Genomic DNA, 11,091 nt, shown 5'->3' with positions numbered 1-11,091 from the left:
TCTCAGAAGCTGTAGGCTGTGCGTGAGCACTAGCCTATAAAGAAACCCCCGACCTTGGTCGGGGGAGCATGTCATTCTTGATAATGTTCCGATGTAACGATATACACGAATGAACTCTTTGCCTGACTGGCTAGCCAGGGGCAGCTCGATCTTGTAAGCCACGAACATCAAGGTAGTATAGCTGAGGATGTTCAGAGTGATCGCCAAACAAAGACTGGTGAAATTGACCAGAATTTCATTGCTAGGCAGGATGCGGTTCATCAGCAGGGTCCGGGTCCCATCTAAAAAGGGGCATAATTACGCAGAAATACTACGAGACCGCGTAGGCAAATGCTCTAGTAATTTGCATGGCTTGCTCCCTATAAAATACGATATGTTTCTTAATTAATATAATAACTCATTTGCCTTAACAATAGGGCTAAGCAGAGTAAAAGGGATTGATTAAAAAAACAGATGTTAGCGCTTTTAATTAACGCGGGAGTATGCTATATTTTTAACTTGGAATGGATGCCCTCAATTCTTCATAATATAAGGGCTATCCACAGTTAAGTAGGTTGTTTTGAATACAGGGAAAGGAAAAATGGAAGAAGTTGAAGCGGCACTTAAGCAGCTGCTGGCTGGCCGGGTCTGGTCGGCCAGTTTGGGCCGGGAGCTGGAGAGCAAGAGAATCTGTTTGAGCGATTTGCTCTTGGACAAGCAAAGAAAGAATGTGATCAAGCCAGCTGACGTCCCTTTAATCCGCCAGGCCCTGGGTGAACTGCAAAAGAATTTCCAGGAAGAAGTCAAACGGGTCTTGCTGACTGAGCCGGAGCTGGCTTCTGATGCTGACCGGCTGGCCTGGCTGCTCCTGCAGCTTTTTGCCAAGAAAAGGAAACGGGTCCGGGACTTGACGGCTGACCAGCTGGCTCTCCTGCAGACTGAAGAGGCTAAGAAATACGTCCTTTTTCACGGGCCGCGGGTCTATTTCCGCAACAACGCCTGCTTTTTGACCAATACTTTCCCGGCAGAACTGGTCCATATCAACGACCTTGCCGGGCTTAAAGAACAGCCTGCAGCTTTTTCCGCCTTGTTGCAGGGAGAAGAAGTGGATGGGGAAGAACTCAGAAGCTGGCTTGACCTCTTCGGTCCCTTGTATGAAGAGAAATATTTCGGCAAACACTACGGACCAGGCGTGGAACTGGCGGGGTTTCAAATCTCTAGCGGGAAAAGAGATCCCCGGATCTACTATGTCCTGCGCTACCTGCTCAAGGATAAAGAGCCAGAAGCAAGATCGAAAAATTTTGCTGCGCTTCCTTTAAAGACGATCCTAAGGCGGAATTTAGTCTGCCACGAGGCCTTCAAATGATGACGGTCTACAGCCGGGAGTATTACCAGGCAGGATTAGCCGAAGGAAAAATCAAGGCCAAAAAGCTGGACAAGTACCGGCTGGGACCGGACTTTATTCTGGCTTATGACCTGGGGCCAGCTGCTTCTTACCGGACCTTGCTAGTCGACCGGAAGCAGGGGGAGATCGTCTTAAGAGCCACGACCAAGACCCTGCTGGCCCACTTCGTCAACGAGGATCTGCCTGGCGGCTACCCCTTGCAGGACAAGCTCTACAAGCTCCTGGGGATCCGGGAGCAGCACGTGATTTCGGCGGGGCATGGGGCAATTTTTTCCCCGGAATCCTTCCACGCCGGCCTGGTGGACCTGGTGGCCCTGCAGCGGATGCGGGGGATGGAAGCCTGCCAGGGAGGGCTGCTCATGACCGACTTGGCCGGGGTCAACTGCTATTTCTTTCAGGTGAAGCGCGGCTATGCCAATGCCAGCCGGCAAGTGAAAGAAGCGGTTGAGCACAACGCCCTTTACTGCAGCCTTTTTCATGGCCTGGCTGGGCAGGTGGGCTGCCCGGTTTGCAGACAGGGTGACTGGAACCTGCTCTATGGACCCAGCTACCAGCAGGCGGTTGAGGCCGACCTGGCTGGCCGGATCCCCTCTTTAAGGCAGCTTTTGGCTGAGATCAAGGCAGAGGAGAAGGCAGTCTTAAAGCAGATCCTGCTGGATGAACTCGGCCTGCCTCTTTTACCAGATGATTTAGACTATGCCTTAAAGCAGGCTGAGAAAAAGCTCTTATTCAGAATATAACGAAAAGCCCCCGCGGTCGCGGGGGCTTTGCTTTGTTTCTTTATAATAATTCAGGCTAACTGACGGCGGAGTTTCTCCAGGGCCTGCTTCTTAATCCGGCTGGCCGTCCGGTAGGGAATATTCATTAAGTCGGCCGTTTCCTTGAGGCTGCGGCCAGCCAGGATGTTCTGGCCTAAAAGCAGCTTTTCGCTAGTCGACAGCTTCTTCCAGGCTTCTTTAAGAAGCAGATTGTGCTGGTCGGCCTGACCAACAAAGGCGGCAGCCAGCAGTGGTTCGTCGTGGTCTCTTTGCCGCTTTTTCTGCCGGAGCAGGTCAAGGATCCGCCAGTAGACCTTGCGGAAGGCCAGCTTGTCAGCTTCTTCTTGCGGCTGGTCAGCCATTTCTTGCAGGCATTGGGCGTAGACGATCAGGCCTTCTTGAAAAAGGTCCTCGTAATCGGCACACTTCCGGTAGACATGGGCCGTTTTCAAGGCTCCGGCGACTAATTTCCGCCTTTCCCAGGCTTGGTCCATTGCTTGATTGATTCGCATGTTCATTTTTTCGCACTCCTTAATTTTTTCTTGCTCGGCGCCTTGCAAGTATTAGCTTAAGGGCTTTGCCAAAGGAGTGCTGACCAGGAGCAAGGAGGCAGCAAGCCCGTTTTTTCGCCCTTTACACTTTGAAGAAAATGTAAGAACGGCTGTTTAAGGGCAGATTTAGGGAGTCAATCAAGGTAAAAAATAAAAGTTTTCATAGGAGAAAAGCAAGAAAGTCGTCATAGAACATTCATACTTCCCCCCTATCATTTAAGCCATAGATCAAGAGATCTTGATCTATTGATTCCATACCTTTTTTTATTCTTTCCAAGACAAGCAAATTACGCGGTCTCCGGGCCGCATCTATATCTATTTTTTACGCGAAAAAGCGCTGGACGTCGCGGTCCAGCGCTTTTTTCTTTTATGTTTACGTTCAATATTTCTTGAATTAGAAAGTCAGCTTCAAGAAGTACTTGACGAACATGGCAGCCAGTACGGCACCGGCAAATGGCGCGGTACCTGGTACGATCAGGCCGTATTGCCAGTCGTTGTTGGCCTTGTTCTTGATTGGCAGGATTTGGTAAGCCAGACGAGGGCCCAAGTCCCGGGCTTGGTTCATGGCGAAGCCAGTAGTACCGCCCAGGCCCATACCGATTGCCCATACCAAGAGACCCACAAGGAGTGGAGTAAAGCCGAACTTTTCGTAGTTGGCCACGATAGCCAGGATACCACTCAAGAAGATGGTAGTGGCGATCATTTCGACCATCCAGTTCCGTGGCAGGTTACGCAGGTTAGGGTTGGTGGAGAAGATGTTCCGGGTAGCCACGCCGTCGATGGTGTCTTCGGAAGCCTTGAAGTGGTCAGCATACATGAAGTAGGCCAGAAGAGCACCGGCAAAGGCACCGGCGAATTCAGCCAGAGTGTAAGGGATGAAGCTGGACCATGGGATGATCCCCAGGATAGCCTGGCAGAGAGCCATGGCTGGGTTCATGCAGACGCCGCCGAAGATGAAGAGGCAGGCGGTAATCCCAAATGACCAGGTCGTAATGGCGAAAATGTGGCCTGAGCCGTGGTACTTGGTCTTGTTCAAAACGTCATCGCAGTGCACGCCAACACCGAAAAGAATCATGAGCCCGGTAGACAGGAACTCATTTAACAAGTTGTGTATCAAAATCCTATTCTCCTTGCAGTAGATAATTTTTAAGGTACATAACAGCTAATAATTATATACCTATAGCCGGCAAAAAGATATAGGGAATCGTGATTTTTTGAGCATGAATGCGTTTTTATCGCTAGATTTAACAAACTTTCTAGGGAAAAGTAAGTGAATAGTTCACAAATCTAGCAAAGTGACCGGCAATTCCTGTTTATGGCCGCTGGGGAAATGGCCCCGGCGCAGGCGCTGGTCGAGCAACTGGCAGGTCAGGGCCGCCAGGTCCTTAATCGGCTGCTTAACGGTCAGCAGGTCCGGAAAAAAATTGCGGACAAAATTGGAGCCGTCAAAACCTGTTACCAAAGGCTGGTAGCTCAGCTGGCGGACTCGCTGCTTGACCAGCAAGGCGGTGATATCATCGCTGCAGCAGATGGCGTCGTACTTTTGTCCGGTCAGCAGCTTGGCCAGCTGGACCTGCTTAAAGAGGTTGCCCGCGGTAAAGTCCAGGTAGGCCGTGGAAAACTTGGTCTGCCGCTTTTGGAAGCAATCCATCATGCCCCGCAGGCGCTCATTGATGGGGGAGAGGTCTTGCTGGCTGCCGCAGAAGATTAGAATTTCCTTGGCTCCCCTCTTAAGGACGGTTTGGGCAATCAAGTGTCCGCCGCCATAATTGTCACAGCTGACCATGGGTATTTCCCGGGAAATAGGCCGGTCAAAGGAGACAGTAGGCAGCTGCCTGGTCAAGGACAGGGGCGTTTCCGGCAGGCTGGTGATCAGACCGCTAAATTTATTGCTTTTTAAACTGGCTAGGAAGTTGTCATCTTGACCAACATGCAGCTGGCAGTCATAGCCCAGCTGCGCCAGATTCCCCTGGACGGCTTCGTAAAATTCAGCGTAGAGCGGGTTGGTAACCGTGGGCAGGAGGACCAGGACGGTCTTGGAGCCAGCTTTATTTGGCTTGTAGTGCAGGGCCTTGGCCGCCTGGGCAATTTTAAGCTGGTTTTGGGGACTGACGGTTTGCTGGTTGAAGTAGCGGGAAACGGTGGGCACGGAAACTCCCGCCAGCTTGGCGATTTCGGTAAAGGTGACTTTCATGCATCCTCTTTTCTAATAAAACTGCAAGAAATAATTGCTTTGATACCAGATATTATAAGGCTTTCGCTAGACTTTTTCTGCAAAAAAACAGGGGGAAATTCCAAGTCCGGCCAGGACTTTGTAAACTGGAGACAGCAAGAAAATAAAGCGCTTTAACAAAAACAAAAGAGGTTTAAAAATGAAATTGCAAAACAAAGCTATGTTGATTACTTACCCGGACAGTCTTGGCCATAACTTGAAGGATCTGTCCCAGGTGATGGACCGCTACTTCTCCAAGGCGATCGGCGGGATCCACTTGCTGCCGTTCTTCCCGTCTCATGGGGACCGGGGCTTCTCACCGATGACTTATGAAAAGGTTGCTCCAGAGTTCGGTACTTGGTCTGATGTAGAAAAGCTGGGTGAGCAATACTATTTGATGTTTGATTTCATGATCAACCACATCTCAGCTCACTCTGACTATTACTTGGACTTGCAAAAGAATAAGGAAAAGAGTCCTTGGCGGGACCTTTTCTTAAGCTGGGATAAGTTCTGGCCAGCCGGCCGGCCGACTCAGGCAGATGTTGACTTGATCTATAAACGCAAGGACAAGGCGCCTTGGGAAGAGCTGGAATTCGCGGACGGCAGCCGTGAGAAAATGTGGAATACTTTTGGCCCCGACCAGATTGACCTGGACGTGCGGACCGAAGTTACCAAGCGTTTTGTCAAGGAAACCCTCCAGCAGCTGGTCAAGCACCAGGCCAGCTTGATCCGGCTGGATGCCTTTGCCTACGCGGTTAAGAAACTGGACACGAGCGACTTCTTCGTTGAACCTGAAATCTGGGACCTGCTGGATGAAGTCCGCCAGGACCTGGCTGGAACAGACGCGCAAATTTTACCGGAAATCCATGAACACTATAGCTTGCCGCGCAAGGTCAGCGAGCATGGCTACTTTATCTATGACTTTGCCCTGCCGATGGTCCTGCTCTATTCCCTGTATACTGGCAAGAGCCAAAGGCTGGCCGCCTGGCTGAAGCAGTGCCCGATGAAGCAGTTTACTACCCTGGACACCCATGACGGCTTGGGGGTGGTTGACGCCAAGGATATTTTGACTGATGAGGAAATTGACTACACGACCCAGGAGCTATACAAGGTCGGGGCTAACGTCAAGCGGAAATACTCTTCAGCTGAGTACAACAATTTGGACATTTACCAAATCAATACGACCTATTACTCAGCCCTGGGCAATGATGACCAAAAGTACTTCCTGGCCCGGCTGCTGCAAGTTTTTGCCCCGGGGATTCCGCAAATCTACTATGTTGGCCTGCTGGCCGGGGAAAACGACCTGGACCTGCTGGAACGGACCAAGGAAGGCCGGAACATCAACCGCCACTACTACAGCCTGGAAGAAATTGACCAGGAAGTTAAGCGGCCAGTCGTTGCCAAGCTTTTGAAATTGCTGGAATTTAGAAATACTGAAGCGGCCTTTGACCTGGATGGCCGGCTGGAAGTTGCTGCTCCAAGCGAGCATGAGATTGTCTTAAAGCGGATCAACCAGGCTGGGGACCGGGAAGCGGTTCTCCGGGTGGACCTGGCTGCCTTGACTTACCAGATCAGCGTCAACGGTGAGGAAATTTCCCTGTAATGGCAGCTGGAAAATTCACTGAAGAGCAACGTTAGTATCATATTTTGTTCAAATTTACTGTGTAGTATAAAAAGCATAGACGAGCTGAAAGAACTTGTCTATAACTCATATTTCTTATATTTTTCTTTCCCTGATATACACAACATACATATACACTACCTAAGAAGCAGCTAGTCAGTAACAGCTGCTTTTTTGGTATCCAGAGATATTTTTTCATTGTACAAAATAGCCGTTATGGCTTTTTTATAATATATATGCGTAAAGTTTTTTTAAAATGACATTAAAAGATGTTGAAAAGGTTTGCACGTGAAAATGAAAATGCTTATCCTTAGAGTTAGTGGTGATTGTATTAGTTGGATATTGGACTGGGTGAAGTGTAAACATAAAGCTTGTTTTTAACGACGAAAGGGAAAGAAAAAGAAATGCAAGAAGAAAATAAAAAGCGCAAGCTTGGATATATGCTTATTTGGCACGCCCTGCCATCGGATCAGTCGAAGAAAGGGAAGAGACTATAAATATGAAAAAGCTCAAAAAGATCAACTATGCGGCCTGTTGGCCGTATTTGGTAGTCGTTCTTTTTGCCGCCTATTTGGCCTACCGGCAGATGCGAACAGGGAACATCATTATCGGTTCCGATACGATTTTCCACTTCAACCGCTTCTATGAAACCGAGGAGCAAATTAGAAACGGCAACCTTAGCTGGTTCATGACCCTGTACGGGTTTAACCAGTCAGGCCGGGTAATCAACGCGCTTTACGGCCCGGCCTTTGCCTACTTGAACGGGCTGTTGCTGCTGGCGGTCAGGACCTGGTACCGATATCAAATTATCACCAGCTTCCTGGTCTTCGCGGTCGGGGGCGTGGGGATGTATAGGGCCGTGCACCGCTTTAAGGTACGCGGCAGCGTTGCCGTTTTGGTGACGATCATCTACATGACTATCGGCTGGCTGCCGCGCTGGCAGTCTGGCTCCAACTTCACCGGCATCGGCGCGGCCTTGATGCCTTACGGGATTTTGGTCGCTTGCGACATGTTCTATGATAAAGAGAAGCCAATCCACTGGATCAAGCTGACCATCCTGATGACGGTCGCCTTGGAAGTCCACCTGCTCACGGCGCTGATGTACATGGCCTTCCTAGTGCCAGCCTGGCTCTATGCCATCATCAAGCGCGAAAACAAGCGGGGGATTTTGCTGAACACCTTGAAGGCGGTGCTCTTAACCATCTTCTTGACGGTCAACACCCTCTTGCCTCTGTACTGGATGTCCACGACCAATAACTTGGCGCCAACGGCAACAATGAGGATGCTGGAAAACGCGGTCCACTTGAAACACACCACGGTGGCCTTCCACCCGTTCAGAATTCTGACCCACAACCTGCGAGCCAGCTTGACTTTCTGGCTGGCCTACACCTTTATCGCCCAGGTTATCTACGCGATCTGGACGCGCGAGGAAAGCAAGGCCAACGTCGTCGTCTCGCTTTATGGCGGCTTTTGGCTGTTTCTGGCCTCCCGCTTGGTTGAATGGGACCGGATCACTAACCACTTGCCGGCCTTGGCCCGCTTCATTCAGTTCCCATCCCGTTTCGTCTGCATCGCTTACCCCTTGCTGATCGTCGGGCTGGGTCTTTCGTTTGAGCACATCCTGCATCACAAGCAAAAGTGGGTCCAAATCGCGGCCTATGCCTCGCTCGGTCTGCTGACTTTCGCGGCAGCCGACTGTCTGGTCATCACCTTGACCTCCAATGCCTGGGCTGGCTACCAAAACAACGTTGGCCGCAGCCGGAACACCAAATTCGGCGAAGAGACCCAAAAGACCAGCTCCCGCAAGAAGAAAGGCAAGAAGAAAAAGAAGGCGATGGAAGACTACGGTGTCTATCACCCAGTCAAGCTGGATGACCGGCGCAAGCAGGCGCTGGTGGACACTAACGCGGCCACCCACGCCCATGACCTGCAAGCCTTCCTGGACATGACCAAGAAGGCCATTCCGGACTACCTGCCGGTCTACAAGTGGGATCCAGAGCCTGACGTGCCAAGCCACTTGTATACTTACAAGTGGAAGCAGTATTATACGATGGAGAACTCTAAGATTACCGCCGCTTACCGCGAGTCCGTCATGAACCACAACCGCAATGTCAAGGTAAAGACGGTCAAGCACGGCTTGAAATTGACCTGGAAGGCCAAGAAGGGCAAGCACAAGCAGCAATTGCCAGTCATTACCTACAAGCAGTCCAAGCTGACCGTCAACGGGCAGGTCTTGACCAAGTACAAGCGCAACCGGGTTGGCGCCCCAACGGTTCCCGAAAAGACCAAGGGCACCAACACCGCCTACTTGGAATTCCAGACGCCGTTCTGGATCAAGTTGGCCATCGCAGTCTCTTTGCTGGGGCAATTTGCCGCAGTCGTTTGGGGCCTGCTTTGGCGCGGAGGTTTTTTCAAGAAGAGAGAAGAAAAGAAGTAAAAACATGAAAAAGATTTCAATTATCGTGCCTTGCTACAATGAAGAAGCGGCCTTGCCTCTTTTTTATCCGGTAGCGCATGAGGTGCTGGAAAAACTGCCCGACGACTACGAGCTGATTTTTGTCAACGACGGGTCCAAGGACAAGACTTTGGAAATCTTGCGCGACTTGGCCGCTAAGGATCCCCACGTCTTCTACATTTCATTTTCAAGAAACTTCGGCAAGGAAGCTGCCATGTACGCGGGCTTTGTCAACGCCAGCGGGGACTATGTGGCCGTGATGGACGCCGACTTGCAGGACCCGCCGGCCCTTCTGCCGGAAATGATCAAGATCCTGGACTCCGGTGAATATGACAGCGTGGCCACCCGGCGGGAGGACCGGAAGGGTGAGCCGCCGGTCAGAAGCTGGTTTGCCCGCAAGTTCTACCAGATCATCAACAAGATCTCTGATGCTGACGTGGTCGACGGGGCCCGGGACTTCCGCTTGATGAAGCGGGACATGGTCGACGCGATCGTGGAGATGAGCGAATACAACCGGTTCTCCAAGGGGATTTTTGGCTGGGTTGGCTTCAAGACCTACTGGCTCCCTTATGAGAACGTGGAAAGAGTAGCCGGGGAAAGCAAGTGGAACTTTTGGAAGCTGTTCAAGTACGCCATTGACGGGATCATCAACTTCTCCTTGGTGCCTTTGAACCTGTCTTCCTGGATGGGTTTCTTCATGACCGGGGTGTCCTTTATCATGCTGATCGTGATCGTTCTGCGCAAGTTGATCAAAGGGGACCCGGTAGCCGGCTGGGCTTCCTTGATCTGCGTGGTGATCTTCATCGGGGGTCTAGTCATGCTCAGCCTGGGCGTGATGGGGCAATACCTGGCCAAGATCTACATGGAAAGCAAGCGCCGGCCCCACTACATTTCCAGTGAATCAAATATTAAAGACGTTAAAAAGATCGACTAAGGCCGGTCTTTTTATTTTTCTACTCTAAGTCAAGTGTTATCAACGATTTTAGGCAATTTTATTTTGAAATAAGGGCCTAATCGGGAAATGGTTCCCGGAGAATCGAGTTAAATATCTGATTTAGGGCATGATAAATACAGCCACCTTCTGTAATTTCAAAAAAGAGGCTGTTATAATATCTATTGGATCAATTTTTATGACAAAAGTCTTTGGTTATGTTTGGCTACGTCATAGCTATACAATTGATCATTCTTAATTAAAGCGAAGATCGTCCGTAATAATTTATGGATCGATGCGATAGCGGCCTTCTTGTGACTTGCAGTCTCAGAAGACCGTTTTCGTTTCTCGTAATAATCCGCAATATGACAAGGGTTTCCCGCTTTCTTAGCCGACTGAATTTGGTTTATGGCCAAGTACAGCACCTTTCTGCCAATAGCCGTCCCACGCTTTGAAATTGACAGGTGGGCCGTGAGGTTGCCAGATTCATAAACTTGAGGATCAACACCAACGAAGGCATTTAATTGGCTAGGGTTGTTAAAACGTCTGATATCCCCAAGCTCACTAATGATTCTTAGAGCAGTGTTTTCGCCGATGCCTGGAATGCTTGTGAGGATCTCCAGATCCCGTTTAGGAGCCAGCTTTGCCATCTCCTGTAAAGCACTCTGGTACTCTTCTTCAGCGCTCAGAATGTTGTTAATAGCCATTTTGAGGCCACGAATATGAGCACTGTTCTTTTTGACAGCTGGGCATGCGACTTTAGCCAACCAAATAAGACTTTGCGCTATGTCGTTAGCGCGTTTTTTACCAATACCGGTTAAGCCCTTTAAGAAGTCGATGATATCGGCTTCTTTTGTTTCTAGTACGATATCTGGATGTGGGAATCTGAGGACAATACTCCAGTAGTTTTTCCCTCTCGGATTAACCATTAAGTGCTCAATCTCTGGGAAAGTGAGCTGAATGGCTTTGTGCAGTCTATTCCTGTTGGTTATCAGATCGTGCGAAGCCTGCTCATAGATACGGTTATTGGCCATCAATTCTTGATATTCTTCGCTTTGAACGTAGGCCAGCCGCTGCGGGTGCTCAGATTGCAGCTTGGCAAGGTACAAGGCATCAAGCTTATCGGTCTTGTTCTGGTGCAGGTCATCCTTTGTCTTTCTTTTGGCTTCTAGCGGATTC

General features: G+C 50.0%; 9 protein-coding genes and 1 pseudogene. 5 read left to right on the top strand and 5 right to left on the bottom strand.

The features are described from left to right. Window positions 1–261: pseudogene (locus DS743_RS04295) on the bottom strand (hypothetical protein); the annotation flags it as partial. 319 nt (window positions 262–580) lie between these two features. On the opposite strand from DS743_RS04295, the gene DS743_RS04290 reads away from it, so the two are divergent. Next, a complete protein-coding gene (locus tag DS743_RS04290) occupies window positions 581–1,345 on the top strand; it encodes a hypothetical protein (protein WP_035184157.1) in 765 nt (254 codons plus the stop codon). Beyond that, window positions 1,342–2,124, top strand: coding sequence for a hypothetical protein (locus DS743_RS04285; RefSeq protein WP_002880600.1), 783 nt, complete (start codon window positions 1,342–1,344; stop codon window positions 2,122–2,124). Before DS743_RS04290 ends, DS743_RS04285 begins: the two co-directional genes overlap by 4 nt. 50 nt (window positions 2,125–2,174) lie before the next feature. Here the strand turns inward: DS743_RS04285 and DS743_RS04280 are convergent, their stop codons facing one another. The 3 genes from DS743_RS04280 to DS743_RS04270 form a co-directional block, all read right to left on the bottom strand. Then, window positions 2,175–2,660, bottom strand: a complete 486-nt coding sequence (locus DS743_RS04280) for a sigma-70 family RNA polymerase sigma factor (RefSeq protein ID WP_016396031.1) — start codon at window positions 2,658–2,660, stop codon at window positions 2,175–2,177. A gap of 427 nt (window positions 2,661–3,087) precedes the next feature. Continuing rightward, a complete protein-coding gene (gene larD, locus DS743_RS04275; RefSeq protein WP_171031034.1) occupies window positions 3,088–3,810 on the bottom strand; it encodes a D/L-lactic acid transporter LarD in 723 nt (240 codons plus the stop codon). A 162-nt stretch (window positions 3,811–3,972) separates the two neighbouring features. Beyond that, a complete protein-coding gene (locus tag DS743_RS04270; protein WP_016396030.1) occupies window positions 3,973–4,887 on the bottom strand; it encodes a LacI family DNA-binding transcriptional regulator in 915 nt (304 codons plus the stop codon). Between the two features lie 178 nt (window positions 4,888–5,065). On the opposite strand from DS743_RS04270, the gene gtfA reads away from it, so the two are divergent. The 3 genes from gtfA to DS743_RS04255 all read left to right on the top strand — a co-directional run bounded on the left by gtfA (window position 5,066) and on the right by DS743_RS04255 (window position 9,915). Further along, window positions 5,066–6,508: a sucrose phosphorylase gene (gene gtfA, locus DS743_RS04265; RefSeq protein WP_035184153.1), complete on the top strand. Its 1,443-nt coding sequence runs from the start codon at window positions 5,066–5,068 to the stop codon at window positions 6,506–6,508. A gap of 517 nt (window positions 6,509–7,025) precedes the next feature. Beyond that, on the top strand, window positions 7,026–8,963 hold the full coding sequence (locus tag DS743_RS04260; protein WP_231128249.1) for a 6-pyruvoyl-tetrahydropterin synthase-related protein: 1,938 nt from the start codon (window positions 7,026–7,028) through the stop codon (window positions 8,961–8,963). 4 nt (window positions 8,964–8,967) lie between these two features. Beyond that, window positions 8,968–9,915, top strand: coding sequence for a glycosyltransferase family 2 protein (locus tag DS743_RS04255; RefSeq protein WP_035184150.1), 948 nt, complete (start codon window positions 8,968–8,970; stop codon window positions 9,913–9,915). A 194-nt stretch (window positions 9,916–10,109) separates the two neighbouring features. Here the strand turns inward: DS743_RS04255 and DS743_RS04250 are convergent. Beyond that, a partial coding sequence (locus DS743_RS04250) for an IS110 family RNA-guided transposase (protein WP_258945817.1) occupies window positions 10,110–11,091 on the bottom strand: 982 nt, incomplete at its 5' end.

Origin of the sequence: Lactobacillus leichmannii, from assembly GCF_024701915.1 — a bacterium.
Classification (GTDB): Bacteria; Bacillota; Bacilli; order Lactobacillales; family Lactobacillaceae; genus Lactobacillus; species Lactobacillus delbrueckii.
This window is presented reverse-complemented; position numbering and strand designations above follow the sequence as displayed.